Genomic DNA, 15,995 nt, shown 5'->3' on the forward strand with positions numbered 1-15,995 from the left:
ATGGTCGTTCCGGCTCCGACGCCGCGACCATCTGCGACGCCTCGACGCACTGTGGCCGGTCGGGCCGGGGCGACCGGCGGGGCCGGTAGAATCGTCCGTTATGGCTGACGGCCCCCTCATCGTCCAGAGCGACCGCACCGTGCTGCTCGAAGTGGCGCATCCCGACGCGGAGAACGCGCGGCACGAACTCGCGATCTTCGCCGAGCTCGAACGAGCCCCCGAGCACATCCACACCTACCGCGTGACGCGGCTGGGCCTGTGGAACGCCCGCGCCGCAGGCCACGACGCCGAGGACATGCTGGCGACCCTCGAGCGGTGGGCGAAGTTCCCCGTGCCGCCGTCGGTCTCCATCGACATCCGCGAGACGGTCGGCCGCTACGGGCGCCTGGTCATCGAGCGCGACGACGAGGGCACCCTCATCCTGCGCTCGACCGACAAGGCCGTGCTCGCCGAGATCGCGCGGAACCGCCGCATCCAGCCGCTCCTCATCGCGCACCCGACGCCCGACACCTATGTCATCGACGCGTGGGCGCGCGGCCAGATCAAGCAGGAACTTCTGAAGATCGGCTGGCCGGCCGAGGACCACGCCGGGTTCACCCCCGGCACCCCGCACGAGATCGAGCTGCACGAGGACGGCTGGACGCTGCGCCCGTACCAGCGCAAGGCCGTCGACATCTTCAGCGAGGGCGGATCGGGTGTCGTCGTACTCCCCTGCGGCGCGGGCAAGACGCTCGTCGGCGCCGCGGCGATGGCCGACACGAAGACGACGACCCTCATCCTCGTGACGAACACCGTCAGCGCCCGGCAGTGGCGCGACGAGCTGCTCAAGCGCACCTCGCTCACCCCCGAGGAGATCGGCGAGTACTCCGGCCAGTCCAAGGAGGTCAAGCCCGTCACGATCGCGACGTACCAGATCCTGACGGCGAAGCGGAAGGGCGAGTACGCCCACCTCGCGCTCCTCGACGCGCTCGACTGGGGTCTCATCGTGTACGACGAGGTGCACCTGCTGCCCGCCCCCGTGTTCAAGCTGACCGCCGACCTGCAGGCACGGCGGCGACTCGGCCTCACCGCGACACTGGTGCGCGAGGACGGCCGCGAGGGCGACGTATTCAGCCTCATCGGGCCCAAGCGGTTCGACGCCCCGTGGAAGGAGATCGAGGCGCAGGGCTTCATCTCGCCCGCGGTCTGCTACGAGGTGCGCATCGACCTGCCGGCATCCGATCGCCTCGAGTACGCGGCCTCCGCCGACGACGAGCGGTACCGCCTCGCGGCGACCGCGCACGCCAAGATCGACGTCGTCCGCGACCTCGTCGCCAAGCACCAGGGCGAGCAGATCCTCGTCATCGGGCAGTACCTCGACCAGATCGACGTGCTGTCCGAGGAACTCGGCGCACCCAAGATCACCGGCTCGACGCCCGTCGACGAGCGCGAAGAGCTGTTCGACGCGTTCCGGCACGCCCGCATCCCGGTGCTCGTCGTCTCGAAGGTCGCGAACTTCTCGATCGACCTGCCGGACGCCTCCGTCGCGATCCAGGTGTCGGGTTCGTTCGGGTCGCGTCAGGAGGAGGCGCAGCGCCTCGGGCGCCTCCTGCGTCCGAAGTCGAACGGGCACAAGGCGAGCTTCTACACGCTCATCGCCCGCGACACCGTCGACCAGGACTTCGCGCAGAACCGCCAGCGGTTCCTCGCCGAGCAGGGCTACAGCTACACGATCCTCGACGCCGACGACCTCCGCGCCGCCTGAGCGACGCGGAGGTCGGCGTCAGTCCGACGACGAGGACGATCCGGATGCCCCGCCGTCGCCCGACGGTCCGGAGGTGTCCGACGACGGGCCCCCGTCCGCGGCGGTCGGCGTCGGGTCCGGGGTCGGCGAGGAGTCGGGTGCCGGCGCATACTCGCCCCATCGCGGCGCCTGGTGCGGCTCGAGCGGCGGCCCGGAGTACGGCTCGGCCGGCGGCGTCGGCTGCGGCTCGGGGACGAGGGGCGGCTGACCGTACACGGGAGGCTGCCCGTACACCGGCGGCTGTCCATACATCGGCGGCTGGCCGTACACCGGCTGCTGCCCGTACATCGGCGGCTGGCCGTACACAGGCTGCTGTCCGTAGATCGGCTGCCCGTAGACCGGCGGAGCGTAGACGGGCTCCGGTGCGGGTGTCAGACGCAGCGTGCGACGACCGTCGCCGCGGCGCCACAGCCACTCCACGACCCCGACGTAGATGCCGATCATCACAAGCGACGACACCAGGCCGAGCACGGTCGTGTCGGCCGCGTTCGCGTCGCTGAGGCCGAAGACCGAGAACCCGAACGCGACGATGTTGTTGATCACGTGCAGCGCGATGGCCGCCTCGAGTCCCCCGGTCCGCCAGGTCAGCCAGCCCGCCGCGATGGCGAACGCGGCCACGCTCGTCTGCCCCAGCACGTCGTACACGTGTCCGAGGACGAACAGCGGCACGGGCAGGAGGATCGCCCAGGCAGGATGCCGCAGCCAGCGCCCGACCGTCTGCATGAGGTAGCCGCGGAAGACGTATTCCTCGGCGGTCGCCTGGAACGGGACGAACAGCAGCACGACCAGGAGCGACGCGACGAACGACGGGTTGTCCTGCGGCGCGACCAGGTCACCGCTCGAGCCCTCCTCGACGGGGATCAGGAAGGTCAGCGCCGACACCACGATGTAGACCACGACGGCGGCACCGGTGCACACCAGCATCCATCGCCACCGCAGTCGACCCGCGACCGACGAGATGTGGCCGATCCGCTTGCCCGCGACGATCCACGAGGCGAAGAGGTACGACGGCCAGAGGATGGCGAGCGAGAGGAGGATGACCGCGAGCCCCACCGGATCGGTGACGTCCATGACGGTGAGCCGTCGCAGCATCACCTCGGCACCGGCGCCGGGGTCCGCAGCGAACACGAGGATCCCGAAGACCAGCCCGATCAGGAGCGAGCCGACGAGGAAGAAGACGACACCGAGGATGCCGGTGACGATCGGCACCCACCAGCCGCGGCGCTGGCGCGCGAAGACGAGCCGGTGGAATGCGAGACCGGAACCGGTCGCGTCGGCGGGAAGGGGCTGGGGAGATCGGGGCTGCGGAACAGTCACCGTTCCATCCTGTCCCACGCCGGGCGGGGATCGTACCCTGAGGCGACCCGACGCCGGAATGTCCAGCAAACCGATGGATTCCGGTGCCAGTATGGGCTCATGACCGCTGCGCGAATCCTCGTCGTCGACGACGAGCCGAACATCCGGGACCTGCTGGTCACGAGTCTTCGGTTCGCCGGATACCAGGTCCGCGCCGTCGCGAACGGCGCCCAGACCATCTCGGCCGTCCTCGAGGAAGAACCCGACCTCATCATCCTCGACGTCATGCTGCCCGACATGAACGGGTTCAGCGTCACCAAGCGCCTCCGCGGCGCGGGCTACACCGCCCCCATCCTCTTCCTCACCGCGAAGGATGCGACCGAGGACAAGATCGAGGGCCTCAACTCCGGCGGCGACGACTACGTCACCAAGCCCTTCAGCCTCGACGAGATCGTCGCCCGCATCCAGGCGATCCTGCGCCGCACGATGCAGGCCGACGAGGACTCGATCATCAAGGCCGGCGAGATCACGATGGACCAGGACACGCACGACGTCCAGGTCGGCGACGTCTCGATCGACCTGTCCCCCACCGAGTTCAAGCTGCTGCGCTACCTGATGCTCAACCCGAACCGGGTGCTGAGCAAGGCGCAGATCCTCGACCACGTGTGGGAGTACGACTTCAACGGCGACGCCGGCATCGTCGAGAGCTACATCTCCTACCTGCGCCGCAAGATCGACCCGCACTCCTCCGAGCCGCTCATCCAGACCAAGCGCGGTTTCGGATACATGCTGAAGGCCGACCGCACCGCCTGAACGGAGGCGCCCCCTGGGCCCGACCGAGAAGCAGGACCGCGTCACCCGGTGGTGGCGCGGCCTCAGTCTGCGCGCGAAGGTCACCGGCGTCACCGTCAGCGTCCTCGCCTTCGGGATGATCGGCGCCGGCGTCGGCACGATGATCTTCCTGCGCAACGCGCAGCTGAACGCGGTCGACCAGTCGCTCACCCAGACGGTCACGACCGACATCGCGAGCAACCTCATGAACGTCGACCTCGACGGCGGCGAGGCGACCTTCACCCCGATCGCGGCAGCGCCGACCGACTTCTCCGTCGCCGTCTACAGCGGCAAGGGCGACGGGCGGCTCCTCGCCGTCGCGGGCGGTGACTCTTCGCTCTCCCCGCCTCAGTTCCCCTCGACGTTCTCCCTCGATCAGACCGTCCTCAACGGGACGGCGCCCTTCGACCTCGCCTCGGCCGACGGCACCGTCCGCTACCGCGCCAGCGTCGACACCCTGCCGATCCCCGGCTCCCGGGACTACTACACGCAGCTGGTGGCGCTGCCCCTGAACGACGTCAACCGCACCGTCGCCAACTACATCGGCATCTACACGGCGCTCGCCCTCTTCACGATCCTCTGCAGTGCGGTCCTCACCCGCGGTCTCGTCACCCTCGCCTTCCGCGGTCTCGGGCAGGTCGAATCGACCGCCATGACGATCGCGAAGGGCGACTTCAGTCAGCGCATGAGCGACATCGCTCCGGGCACCGAGGTCGGGCGCCTGAAGACCGCGATCAACGTCATGCTCGACCGCATCGATGAGGCCCTCGGCGAGCGGGACTCCACGGTCGAGCGGATGCGACGCTTCATCGGCGATGCGAGCCACGAACTGCGGACCCCGCTCGTGACCGTCCGCGGATACGCCGAGCTCTACCGGATGGGCGCCATCCAGGACCCGGAGCAGACGGCGCAGGCCATGGAACGCATCGAGAAGGAGGCGATCCGGATGGGGGCCCTCGTCGAGGACCTCCTCGCCCTCGCGCGTCTCGACGAGCAGCGCGACATCGCCGTCATCCCGGTCGACCTCCGGCCCATCGCCCGCGACGCCGCCCTCGACGCCCGCGCGGCGGCGCCCGATCGCGAAGTCACCTTCACCGGGCAGGCGCCGAGCTCGGCGATCCCCCTCGCCATGCTCACCGAGCCCGACCCGGCATCACCCAAGCGCCGCGGCGGACCGATCGCCGGCGCCGGACGACTGCTGCGCCGACGGGGCCGAGCGGATGCCCCGCCCCCCGCACTGGAGACGTCGCCGATCGTCGTGCCCGTCGTCCCCGCCACCCCGGCGCCGATCGTGCTCGGCGACGAGAACCGCATCCGGCAGGTCGTGGCGAACCTCCTCGGCAACGCGCGCCGCTACACCCCGGAAGGGTCGCCGATCGAGCTCTCCGTGGGCGCAGACCTTGAGACCGCGCGCGGCTGGATCGCGGTCGCCGATCACGGTGAGGGCATCCCGGAGCAGATCCGCGCCAAGATCTTCCAGCGCTTCTGGCGCGCGGACTCCTCGCGCACCCGCGAGACCGGCGGGTCGGGGCTCGGACTGTCGATCGTCGCGTCGATCGTGGCGACCCTGCAGGGCACGATCGAGGTGACCGACACCCCCGGCGGCGGTGCGACGTTCACGGTGTGGCTGCCGCTCGCGGTCGACCGGGCGACGGCCGGCGCCGCACTCGATCTCGCGACCCAGCCGCTGCCGCGCGCCCCGCGAGAGGATGTCTGACGCCTCCTCCCCAGGCACGCGTCCTTCGCCGGCGTCCCCAGGGCCGCGGCCTGCTCGCGGATCGCTCCTGCCCGGCTCCTAGCGTGGCGGCATCCGATCGAAAGGAACCGCGATGTCCACCTTCACCGTCGACAGTGACGCCGTCCTCGCCGCCACCAGCACGATCCGTGCGACGGGCGACCGTGTCCAGTCCGAGACCACCGCGATGCTCGGGCACCTGACCCAGCTGCAGGGGTCGTGGACAGGGAGCGCGTCGGTCGCCTTCCAGTCCGTCGTCGAGCGCTGGCGCGCCGCGCAACGCGAACTGGATGCCGCGCTCGCCGACATCAGCACGGCGCTCGGCGCGGTCGGTCAGCAGTACGCGCAGACCGAGATGGCCGCGGCCGGCATGTTCCGCTGACCGTCGGCGGACGACGAAGGGCCCCTCCCGGAGGAGGGGCCCTTCGTGAGCCGTTCAGCGGTGGATCAGAAGTCCATGCCACCGGTCGGGTCGCCTGCCGGCGCCGCGACCTTCTCGGGCTTGTCGGCGACGACGACCTCCGTGGTCAGGAACAGACCTGCGATCGACGCGGCGTTCTGCAGCGCGGAGCGCGTGACCTTGGCCGGGTCGATGATTCCCGCGGCGAACATGTCGACGTACTCGCCCGTGGCGGCGTTGAGGCCCTGACCCGCGGGGAGTTCGGCGACCTTGTTCGACACGACACCGGGCTCGAGACCGGCGTTCAGCGCGATCTGCTTCAGGGGAGCCTGGATGGCCACCTTGACGATGTTCGCGCCGGTCGCCTCGTCGCCCTCGAGCTCGAGGCTCGCGAACGCCTTCTCGCCGGCCTGGATCAGCGCGACGCCACCACCGGGGACGATGCCCTCCTCGACGGCCGCCTTCGCGTTGCGAACGGCGTCCTCGATGCGGTGCTTGCGCTCCTTGAGCTCGACCTCGGTGGCCGCACCCGCCTTGATGACGGCGACGCCGCCGGCGAGCTTGGCGAGGCGCTCCTGCAGCTTCTCGCGGTCGTAGTCGCTGTCGGTGTTCTCGATCTCGCGACGGATCTGGGTCACGCGACCCTCGATCTGCGACGCGTCACCGGCACCCTCGACGATCGTGGTCTCGTCCTTGGTGATGATGACCTTGCGCGCACGGCCGAGCAGGTCGAGGGTGGCGTTCTCGAGCTTGAGACCGACCTCCTCGGTGATGACCTGGCCACCCGTGAGGATCGCGATGTCCTGCAGCTGAGCCTTGCGACGGTCGCCGAAGCCGGGGGCCTTGACGGCAGCCGACTTGAAGATGCCGCGGATCTTGTTGAGCACGAGGGTCGCGAGAGCCTCACCCTCGACGTCCTCGGCGATGATCAGGAGCTCCTTGCCGTCCTGGATCACCTTGTCGACGACGGGCAGAAGGTCCTTGATGTTCGAGATCTTCTGGTTCGCGATCAGGATGTAGGGGTCCTCGAAGACCGCTTCCTGACGCTCGGCGTCGGTGACGAAGTAGGGGTTGATGTAGCCCTTGTCGAAGCGCATACCCTCGGTGAGCTCGAGCTCGGTGCCGAAGGTGTTGGACTCCTCGACGGTGACGACACCTTCCTTGCCCACCTTGTCGATGGCCTCGGCGATCAGGGCGCCGATCTCGGGGTCGGCAGCCGAGATGGATGCCGTCGCCGCGATCTGGTCCTTGGTCTCGATCTCCTTCGCGCCGGCGAGCAGCTCGTCGGAGAGAGCCTTGACGGCCTTCTCGATGCCCTTCTTGAGAGAGATCGGGTCGGCACCGGCCGCGACGTTGCGCAGACCCTCGCGCACGAGCGCCTGAGCGAGGACCGTGGCGGTCGTCGTCCCGTCACCGGCGACGTCGTCGGTCTTCTTCGCGACCTCCTTGACGAGCTCCGCGCCGATCTTCTCGTACGGGTCGTCGAGCTCGATCTCCTTGGCGATCGACACGCCGTCGTTCGTGATCGTGGGAGCGCCCCACTTCTTCTCGAGCACGACGTTGCGGCCACGGGGGCCGAGGGTCACCTTGACGGCGTCGGCCAGGGTGTTGAGGCCGCGTTCGAGGCCGCGGCGGGCCTCCTCGTCGAAAGCGATGATCTTTGCCATAAGTGTGTCGTCCCTCCCGGACGTGAGGTTCAGTACCGTGCCCCCAGGGACTGGGAGCGGGATAGTTCTGGCACTCAGGATGAGTGAGTGCTAAATCATTCTGGCACTCGGCCCTAGGGAGTGCAAGCCGCGCGACACCGGCTCGCGCTACCGTGGCACACGCCGCGGCGACGGCCCCCTCACCGCATGGAGGAATGGATGATCACGGTCGCAGAGGTCCCCGGATGAGCCGCCCCGCCATCCGCGCAGTGTTGCGCGAGGCGACTCTCGCCGCGTTCGATGACGCCGTCGCCACGCTCGACGGCGATGCGTCCGAGTCCATCGAGAACCACTCCGCCGCGGAACTCAACCCGCCCGAGCTGAGCGGGCCGTTCCTCGCCCGCTACGCGGGCTGACCGACCGGCGTCAGGCGACGACGCGGACGGATTCGGCCTGCGGGCCCTTCTGCCCGGTCCCGACGGTGAACTCGACGGCCTGACCCTCTTCGAGCACGCGGAACCCCGACATCTCGATGTTCGAGTAGTGGACGAAGACATCCTGTCCGTCGCCGAGCGTGATGAAGCCGAAGCCCTTCTCGGCGTTGAACCACTTGACGGTTCCCTGGGTCATGCGCATCTCCTGAAGCTGTGGGACACCCGAAATGCTAGCCACGGCCCCCTGCCGGATCCGGCGGTTCCCGGCTTTGTTGACACTCCCGAACCCAAGTGTTTACGGCGGCGAAACACGCGACGGCCGAGCCGCCGCGGACGGGTCACTCCGAGCCGAAATCGAGCCCGACGATCACCACGAGCTGCGATCGCGGATCACCGCCGGCGCTCGCCGTCTCGGGCGGCGCGACGACCTGATACGTGTCGTCGAGGGAGACCTCGGCGCCGCCGATCGCATCCGCCAGACCGCGGGCGGCAGCCTCGTCGGCGGTCGTGCCGTAATAGACGGTCGTGGTCGGGAAGTCGTCGGAGCTGGCGCTGCTCTCCTGGACGTCCGCCTCCGCCCACCCGGCGGCGATCACGTCCTGGCGGACGGCGTCACCCAGCGCGGCGTCGGGGGTCGCGTTCAGCACGAGCACCTCGTACGACGTGTCCACCTGCGGAGCGACCACCTGCGACGACGAACCGGGCGCCGAACGGGCGTTGAAGTCCAGTCGACCGGTCGCGAACAGGGTGCTGAGCACCCCCGCCGCGACGATGGCGACGGTAGCCACCACGGACCACAGCACGATGACGCCGACGCGCAGCCGCGGGGTTTCGGCGCGGTGCGCCCCGATGCGAGCCGGACGGGCCGGGAGGTCGTCGAAGCGATCCTTCACTGCGGAGCGCGCCGCGGTCTCGGACGGGTCCGCGGCGGTGGGCTGCTCTGGCTCGGGCGGGGAGGTCGGAGACGGCACCCGAGCATGCTACCGGGCGGATGCCGGGAGCACCCTGGAGCGGGTGCGCCGCTCCCGCTCCTGCGCAGTCTGCAGCCGCCGCAGACGGTGCACGAGGACCGGATCGTAGGCGACGGCATCCGCTGATTCGAGGATCCGCCCCAGCAGCTGGTAGTAGCGCGCCGGGGTCAGCGAGAGCTCGGCGCGCAGCGCCTCCTCCTTCGCCCCGGAGTGCCCGTGCCAGCGCGCCTCGAAATCGAGGACGGCGCGGTCGCGATCGGAGAGGGGCACTCCCCCACGGTACGACCGAGATCCTCCGTCACCCCGGAACATCGGGGCGGTTCGTCCGGTTGAATATGTCGAGGGAAGGAAGAACACATGAGCTATCGCGTGGAGAAGACCGACGAGCAGTGGCGGGAGGAGCTGACTCCCGAGCAGTACGCCGTCCTGCGGCAGGCCGGGACGGAGCGCGCGTGGACGGGCGAACTCCTCGATGAGGACCGCGCCGGCCTGTACACCTGTGCCGCGTGCGGCGCAGAGCTGTTCCAGAGCGGCACCAAGTTCGACTCGCACTGCGGCTGGCCGAGCTTCTACGAGTCGGTCCGCCCGGAGGCCGTCGAGCTCATCGAGGACCGCAGCCACGGCATGGTGCGCACCGAGGTGCGCTGCGCGAACTGCGGCTCGCACCTGGGGCACGTGTTCCCCGACGGTTTCGGCACCCCCACGGGCGACCGTTACTGCATGAACTCGCTGTCGCTGTCGTTCACCCCGAAGAACGACTGACCTCCGGGGCACCGCCCCGCTTGCAGGCCGCGCCGACACCGTCAACCCCGGTGTCGGCGCGGCGTCGTGCGTTTAGCGTGGCTTCGGACGCGGTGAGGGACGCCGCGGTCGGAGGATGCACATGCCCGAGACCACCGACCACGCAGACGACCTGCTGGGCGGCCGTTACCGTCTCGGTGAGACGCTCGGCCGCGGCGGCATGGCCGACGTGTACCGCGGCGAGGACGCCGTCCTCGGCCGAGAGGTCGCGATCAAGGTCGTGCGCTCGGGGTCCGACGGAGTCGCCGCCGACAGCCGTGCGCGCGGCGAGGTCAGCGTGCTGGCGGCGCTCAACCACCCGTCGCTGGTGACGCTCTACGACGCGCAACTCGACGCGGACCCCCCTTACCTCGTGATGGAGCTCGTCGAGGGACCCACCCTCACGACGCGCATCGCCCGGTCTCCGTTGACCCCATCCGCGGCGGCGACGATGGCCGCCGCGCTCGGCGAAGCCCTCCACGTCGCACACGGCGCCGGCGTGGTGCACCGCGACGTCAAGCCATCCAACGTCCTGCTCGCACCGTCTCACCTCCCCGATCACGAGTTCCGCGCGAAGCTCGCCGATTTCGGTATCGCGTATCTCGTCGACACCGCACGGGTGACGAACCCCGGCGAGGTGATCGGCACCGCCGCCTACCTTGCTCCCGAGCAGGTACAGGGCGTCGATCCGGCACCGCCCGCCGACGTCTACGCCCTCGGCCTGGTCCTGATCGAATCCCTGACAGGGAAGCGGGCCTTCCCCGACGCGGCCGGCGTCGCCACCGCCCTCGCCCGACTCGAGGCCCCACCGGAGATCCCTGCGGAGCTCGACCCGGAATGGCGGAACCTGCTGCGCGACATGACGCGCATCGACCCGGCCGAGCGGCCCACGGCCCTCGACGTCGCGATGCGCGCACGCGCGCTCGCCGCGACCACGTCCGACGCCCGCACCGAAGCGCTTCCCGCTGCCGGCGCGGTGGCCGTCGGCAGCGCCGGCGCAGCGATGGCGGCGGGCTCTGTCGACCATGCTCCGGATGCGGCGACCGAGGCTCTCCTGCCCGCCGGGGCCGCCGCGACCGACGCCGCTCCCCCTCCATCCACGCCCGCGACGGCCCCCACCAGTGTGCTGGCGGCCGCCTCCAGCGCTTCGCCTGCAGCCGAGGCGACGCGCACCATCGACGCGGCGCCCGCCCCGGCAGCCCCTGCCGAGGGTCAGCCGGCCGAACGCCGGCCCCGCCGACGGTCGCGGCGCCGAGCGACGGTCTGGATCACCGCGGCCGCCGCGGCGGCGCTCGTCGCCGGGACCGGCGGCATCCTGGCCCTCACCGCCGGCGGCGACGAGGTGACTCCCGCCGACCCCGCTCCCGTCACCGACCCGACCCCGGACGTCAGTCCGACCGCCCCGCTCACCGAGGACGAGGCCCCCGACGAGGTCGACACCGTGAGCGACACGGACACCACCGACGAGCAGGGAACGACGCCGACGCCCGAGGTGACCACCGAGGCGCCCGACGAGGAGGCGACACCGGACGAGGGCGCCACGGAGCCGGCGGAGGAGACGGCCCCGACCGACGGCGCCACCGACGACGAGGGCACCGTCGACGGCAGCACGGTCGACGACAGCGTCACGGACCCCGTCGAGCCGAGCCCCGCACCCGTCGACGGCGCGGTCACCGAGCCCGACCCGGCCGACAGCCCCGCTCCCGCCGAACCGTCCCCCGCCCCGACCGGCTGACCGCGTCAGCGCCGGACCGGCCAGAACGCGGCGACGAACACCGACGCCAGTCCGATGACGACGGTGACGGCTTCGATGACGACCCCCGGTCCGGCCGGCGCCGGCCAGAGCACATCGAGAGCCAGCGACGCGAGGAGCTGCCCCGACACCGCGGCCAGCCCGAACAGGAGCACCCCCGTGCGGGCGACGAGGGCGGCCGACAGCATGATGTAGGCCACGCCGAGCGCGCCGCCGAGGTAGAGCCATGGCTCCGAGGGCAGCGGCGCCGGTGGTCCGTCGACGATCGTCACGACGACCGCCAGCATCGCCAGGATCGCCGTCCCCAGCGTGAAGTTCACGAGCGTCGCCGTCACCGGGGTCCCGACGCGCACCCGCAGCCGGCCGTTGGTCGCCTGCTGCCAGGCGAGTCCCGCTCCGACGACGACGGGGAGCACGACCATCCAGACGGGCACGCCCGCCAGCCCGTCCCCCGAGATCAGCACCACGCCCACGGCGGCCAGGGCGAGCGCGCCGCCGACCAGTCGCGGCACCGTGACGGCGACGACCCCGCCGGGCCCGTACCCCACCCGGTCGAGGATCAGCCCGCCCACCGTCTGCCCTGCGACGATGCCGACCGTGAACAGCGACACCCCCACGATCCCGACGGCGACGGCCTGCGTTCCGACGGTCAACGCTCCCGCGGCGCCGCCCACCAGCATCCACCACGGAATGCTGCGCTCACGGATGCCGCGGCTCAGCAGGACCGCACCGCGACGCCCACCCGGGGTCAGCACCGAGACGAGCACGATCAGCAGCAGACCGCTGCCGAACGAGATGACGGCGGCCACCATGGCGTGCTCGAGACGCACGCCGAGCTGGCCGTTGATGCGCGCCTGGACGGCGGTGAGGACGCCGACCGACACCGCACCCACCAGGGCGGGCGCCAGCGAGGTCCGCGCGGACGGGCCCGTCACGCGAGCCGACTCAACCGAACAGCGCGGCGGCTTCTTCGTAGCGGTGCGCTGGCACGGTGTGAAGCGACCCGAGCGCCTCCGCGAAGGGCACCCGGACGATCTCGGTGCCCTGCATGGCGACCATCTGGCCCCATGCGCCGTCGACGACGGCGTCTGCGGCGTGCAGGCCCAGACGTGTCGCGAGGACACGGTCGAAGCCCGACGGCGAACCGCCGCGCTGGATGTGGCCGAGGACGGTCGCGCGGGTCTCGATGCCCGTGATCCGCTCGATCTCGGGGGCGAGGATCTCGCTGATGCCGCCGAGGCGGGGACGGTTGAAGGCGTCGAGCCCCTTGTCGCTGTACGCCTCGTCCATGCCGGTGAGGGTGAAGCCCTCCGAGACGACCACGAGCGGCGCACGACCGCGGTCGTGGGCCTTCTGGACCTGCTCGGCGATCTCGTCGATCGACATCGGGTGCTCGGGGATGCAGATGACGTGCGCGCCGGCCGCGATCCCGGAATGCAGGGCGATCCAGCCCACGTGACGACCCATCACCTCGGCGACCATGCAGCGCTGGTGCGAGTCACCGGTCGTCCGCAGGCGGTCCATCGCCTCGGTCGCGATGTTCACCGCCGTGTCGAAGCCGAACGAGTAGTCGGTGGCGTGGAGGTCGTTGTCGATGGTCTTCGGCACACCCAGGACGTTGATGCCGTCCTTGTGCAGCCGGTCGGCCGCAGCCAGGGTGCCCTCGCCGCCGATCGCGACGATGCCGTCGAGACGGTGGCCGTACATCGTCTTCGAAATGTTCTCGGCGCCGCCGCGCGGGCCCTCGTAGGGGTTCGTCCGGCTCGTGCCGAGGATCGTGCCGCCGACCTTCGACAGACCCTTCACCTCGTGGCGCGTGAGCGGGAAGAAGTCACCGTCGACCACGCCGCGCCACCCGTCGCGGATGCCCACGAACTCGATGTCGTACGTGGTCGTGCCCTTCAGCACGATGCCCCGGATGACGGCGTTCAGTCCTGGACAGTCGCCGCCGCTCGTGAGGATACCGATCTTCATGAGGGGTCCTTAGGTGATCTCGGGTTGGTGCTGGGGGCGACGCTGCCTCGATGACACTATCGCCGCGACGGCGTCGCCTGCCAGCCGAGCGGGCTCAGGCGGCGCCGAGCGCCTGCCGCAGCAGGTGCATGAGCGCCGACAGCTGGACGGAATCGCTCGAGGTCGGGTCGACCGCGTCGCCGTCGAGGGCGCGCTGCGCGAGACCCTGCTTGCTGTCGATGAGCTCGGCGATCTTCGTGTCGATCGTGTGCGCCGCGATGATGCGCCACGCCGTGACCGGCTCGCCCTGACCGATGCGGTGCACGCGGTCGATCGCCTGCGTCTGCTCGGCGGCCGTCCAGCTGAGCTCGGCGAGCACGACGTTCGAGGCGGCCTGCAGGTTGAGGCCGACACCGGCCGCCGTCAGCGAGCACACCGCGATGGCGACGTCGGGGTCGCCGTTGAACGCGTCGATCGCCTGCTGGCGGACGGGCGTCGTCTGGTCGCCGCGGATCGAGACGGTCCGGAGCCCCGCCGAGGCGAAGTGCGCCTCGGCGGCATCCATCACGTCGATGTGCTTGGCGAAGAAGACCACCTTGCCGACCGAGCGCTGCAGCTGCGCGGCGTAGTCGGCGGCGAGCTGCGCCTTCGCCTGACCGATGCGGCGGACCATCGTGAAGACGTTCTCGGAGCCGCTGCCGGCAGCCTTGGCCTCTTCGAGCTCGCCGTGCGCGACGAGACGCACGATGTCCTCGTCGGCCTCGCCGCGGACGACGCGGTCGCCGCGCGCTTCGATGATCCGGCGGTACTTCGCCGCCAGACGCTCACCCAGCTCCCGCTCGGCGGCCCGGATCGACCGGCCGTACTCGTCGTCGAGCTCGACGGGGAGGTCGGCGACGAGCTTGTCGGGGAGGTCGGCGGCGACGTCCTTCTTCTTGCGCCGCACGATGCCCATCGAGATGACGGCGGAGCGGGCCTCGGGGTAGAACGCCTTGTCCGCGGGGGTGAGGCCGGTCTCGTCGAGGCGCGCCATCAGCTCGGGACCGGGCTTCTCGCCGTTGGTCCAGCCGAGGAAGCGCCAGATCGCGTCGAAGTCCTCGACGTCGTTGATGAGCGGGGTACCCGTCAGGGCGAGCAGCAGCGGATCGCGCACCTGCTCGCGGATACGCGAGGCGAGCGCGAGCACGTTGCGCGAGCGCTGCGAGGTGAGGTTCTTGATGAAGTGGGCCTCGTCGACGACCATGCCCTTCAGCCCGATCGAGCTGAGCCAGGACAGGTGGCGATCGAGGATCTCGTAGTTGACGATGAAGACGTCCGCGAAGGCATCCATCGTCTCGCCGTCGCCCTGGATGACGGTCGCGCGACGTTGCGGGGTCCACCGCTCCACCTCGCGCGCCCAGTTCATCTTCACGACGTTGGGGACGACGACCAGCAGCGGGTAGGCGTCGGCGACGGATGCCGCGAGCACCGACTGCGCCGTCTTGCCGAGACCCGGCTCGTCGGCCAGCAGGAAGCTGCGGTGCCCCGTGCGGACGGCCTCGAGGAACCGCGACTGGTGCGGCATGACGTCGAGCCCCTTGGGCGAGATGCGGTCGAACTCGGGGACGGGCGGCAGGTCCATCGACGCGGCCCCTCCCCCGGCACCGGTCTCGAACGCCTTGTACAGCGGGCCCATGAGCTCCCACCCGTCGAGCCGGCGCCGCGGCGTCGACACGGGGGCGCGAAGGGCGACATCGGGGGCGAGGAAGGGATGGGCCTCCTTGCGGGCCTCGACCTGCGGCGGCACGACCTGGCGGTCGGCGATCGCTTCGGGGACGACGGGAGCCTGCACGGGCTTCGCGTCGGTGATGATGAGCTCGTCCTCGGGCAGCTCCGCCCCGGACTCGAGCAGCCAGTCGCGGCGCATGCGACGCGCGACGGGCGACGTCGCCTGATCGACCTCGAGCAGCTGGATGAGGGAGGTGTCGCGGGCCGCGGTCTTGGCGAGGATCGTCGCGACGCCGTCGAGGCGCTTGAGCAGCTCGGCGCGCGCACCGTCGGCGATGTCGGACGCCGCCTTCACGCGGGCGCGCTCCTCGCGCACGAGGAAGGCGATCACCTGGAACTTGACGCGGTTGGTCGGTCCGAGTTTGCCGCGTTGCGCCTTCGCCTCGACCTCGCGCACCTTGCGGGCGAGGATCGGGATGAGGGGTGCTTCGTCGTCTCGGCGCGACGATGATCCCCGACGACGCCGAGCGGCGGTCTTGGGGGCGGTGGCTGCCGTGGTCGGCATGCTCCTCCTGAGCGTGACACCGGCGGATGCCGGCGAGCGTCGTGCGAGACGACGGTCTTCGAGGCCGCAACGTCGGTCGCGGCGCGGATGTGGTCCCCGGGTCGTCACGGCTGCGGGTACTCGCTTCTGCGAGCTGCGGCG

General features: G+C 70.6%; 15 protein-coding genes. 7 read left to right on the forward strand and 8 right to left on the reverse strand.

Annotated features, from left to right (window positions below):
* Window positions 1-100: 100 nt before the first annotated feature.
* The gene (locus ACPEH0_RS08785) at window positions 101-1,744 is read left to right on the forward strand and encodes a DNA repair helicase XPB (RefSeq protein ID WP_217531214.1); all 1,644 of its coding nucleotides are present in this window, start codon (window positions 101-103) and stop codon (window positions 1,742-1,744) included.
* An 18-nt stretch (window positions 1,745-1,762) separates the two neighbouring features.
* On the opposite strand, the gene ACPEH0_RS08790 is transcribed toward ACPEH0_RS08785, so the two are convergent.
* Window positions 1,763-3,100, reverse strand: coding sequence for a type II CAAX prenyl endopeptidase Rce1 family protein (locus ACPEH0_RS08790; protein ID WP_366214172.1), 1,338 nt, complete (start codon window positions 3,098-3,100; stop codon window positions 1,763-1,765).
* A gap of 99 nt (window positions 3,101-3,199) precedes the next feature.
* On the opposite strand from ACPEH0_RS08790, the gene ACPEH0_RS08795 reads away from it, so the two are divergent.
* The 3 genes from ACPEH0_RS08795 (at window position 3,200) to ACPEH0_RS08805 (ending at window position 6,027) form a co-directional block, all read left to right on the forward strand.
* Entirely contained in the window at window positions 3,200-3,892 is a 693-nt protein-coding gene (locus tag ACPEH0_RS08795) for a response regulator transcription factor (protein ID WP_036311868.1), read from the forward strand.
* A gap of 115 nt (window positions 3,893-4,007) precedes the next feature.
* Window positions 4,008-5,627 carry a sensor histidine kinase gene (locus ACPEH0_RS08800; RefSeq protein ID WP_217531212.1) on the forward strand — a complete coding sequence of 540 codons (1,620 nt, stop codon included), beginning with the start codon at window positions 4,008-4,010 and terminating at the stop codon, window positions 5,625-5,627.
* Between the two features lie 112 nt (window positions 5,628-5,739).
* A complete protein-coding gene (locus ACPEH0_RS08805; RefSeq protein WP_064001530.1) occupies window positions 5,740-6,027 on the forward strand; it encodes a WXG100 family type VII secretion target in 288 nt (95 codons plus the stop codon).
* A gap of 65 nt (window positions 6,028-6,092) precedes the next feature.
* Here ACPEH0_RS08805 and groL read toward each other — a convergent pair whose 3' ends face one another.
* On the reverse strand, window positions 6,093-7,712 hold the full coding sequence (gene groL / locus ACPEH0_RS08810; protein WP_217531211.1) for a chaperonin GroEL: 1,620 nt from the start codon (window positions 7,710-7,712) through the stop codon (window positions 6,093-6,095).
* Window positions 7,713-7,936: 224 nt separating this feature from the next.
* Between groL and ACPEH0_RS08815 the strand changes: the two genes are divergently transcribed.
* Window positions 7,937-8,107, forward strand: a complete 171-nt coding sequence (locus tag ACPEH0_RS08815; RefSeq protein ID WP_217531210.1) for a hypothetical protein — start codon at window positions 7,937-7,939, stop codon at window positions 8,105-8,107.
* Window positions 8,108-8,117: 10 nt separating this feature from the next.
* On the opposite strand, the gene ACPEH0_RS08820 is transcribed toward ACPEH0_RS08815, so the two are convergent.
* The 3 genes from ACPEH0_RS08820 to ACPEH0_RS08830 all read right to left on the reverse strand — a co-directional run bounded on the left by ACPEH0_RS08820 (window position 8,118) and on the right by ACPEH0_RS08830 (window position 9,366).
* On the reverse strand, window positions 8,118-8,321 hold the full coding sequence (locus ACPEH0_RS08820) for a cold-shock protein (protein ID WP_064001526.1): 204 nt from the start codon (window positions 8,319-8,321) through the stop codon (window positions 8,118-8,120).
* A 142-nt stretch (window positions 8,322-8,463) separates the two neighbouring features.
* Window positions 8,464-9,096, reverse strand: a complete 633-nt coding sequence (locus tag ACPEH0_RS08825; RefSeq protein ID WP_217531209.1) for a LytR C-terminal domain-containing protein — start codon at window positions 9,094-9,096, stop codon at window positions 8,464-8,466.
* Window positions 9,097-9,105: 9 nt separating this feature from the next.
* Window positions 9,106-9,366 carry a DUF3263 domain-containing protein gene (locus ACPEH0_RS08830; protein ID WP_064001524.1) on the reverse strand — a complete coding sequence of 87 codons (261 nt, stop codon included), beginning with the start codon at window positions 9,364-9,366 and terminating at the stop codon, window positions 9,106-9,108.
* An 87-nt stretch (window positions 9,367-9,453) separates the two neighbouring features.
* Here ACPEH0_RS08830 and msrB point away from each other — a divergent pair, with 87 nt between their 5' ends.
* Window positions 9,454-9,858 carry a peptide-methionine (R)-S-oxide reductase MsrB gene (gene msrB, locus ACPEH0_RS08835; protein ID WP_064001523.1) on the forward strand — a complete coding sequence of 135 codons (405 nt, stop codon included), beginning with the start codon at window positions 9,454-9,456 and terminating at the stop codon, window positions 9,856-9,858.
* 121 nt (window positions 9,859-9,979) lie between these two features.
* The gene (locus tag ACPEH0_RS08840) at window positions 9,980-11,611 is read left to right on the forward strand and encodes a serine/threonine-protein kinase (protein WP_366214171.1); all 1,632 of its coding nucleotides are present in this window, start codon (window positions 9,980-9,982) and stop codon (window positions 11,609-11,611) included.
* A gap of 5 nt (window positions 11,612-11,616) precedes the next feature.
* Here the strand turns inward: ACPEH0_RS08840 and ACPEH0_RS08845 are convergent, their stop codons facing one another.
* From ACPEH0_RS08845 to ACPEH0_RS08855, 3 genes are all read right to left on the reverse strand, one after another.
* Complete coding sequence (locus tag ACPEH0_RS08845; protein WP_217531207.1) at window positions 11,617-12,564, reverse strand: DMT family transporter; 948 nt, start codon at window positions 12,562-12,564, stop codon at window positions 11,617-11,619.
* 10 nt (window positions 12,565-12,574) lie between these two features.
* Complete coding sequence (locus ACPEH0_RS08850; protein WP_064001520.1) at window positions 12,575-13,603, reverse strand: ATP-dependent 6-phosphofructokinase; 1,029 nt, start codon at window positions 13,601-13,603, stop codon at window positions 12,575-12,577.
* Window positions 13,604-13,697: 94 nt separating this feature from the next.
* Window positions 13,698-15,854 (reverse strand): DEAD/DEAH box helicase, encoded by a 2,157-nt coding sequence (locus ACPEH0_RS08855; RefSeq protein WP_366214170.1) that lies wholly within the window; start codon window positions 15,852-15,854, stop codon window positions 13,698-13,700.
* Window positions 15,855-15,995: the final 141 nt, after the last annotated feature.

Source organism: Microbacterium sp. NPDC079356 (assembly GCF_049545465.1).
Classification (GTDB): Bacteria; Actinomycetota; Actinomycetes; order Actinomycetales; family Microbacteriaceae; genus Microbacterium; species Microbacterium gawkjiense.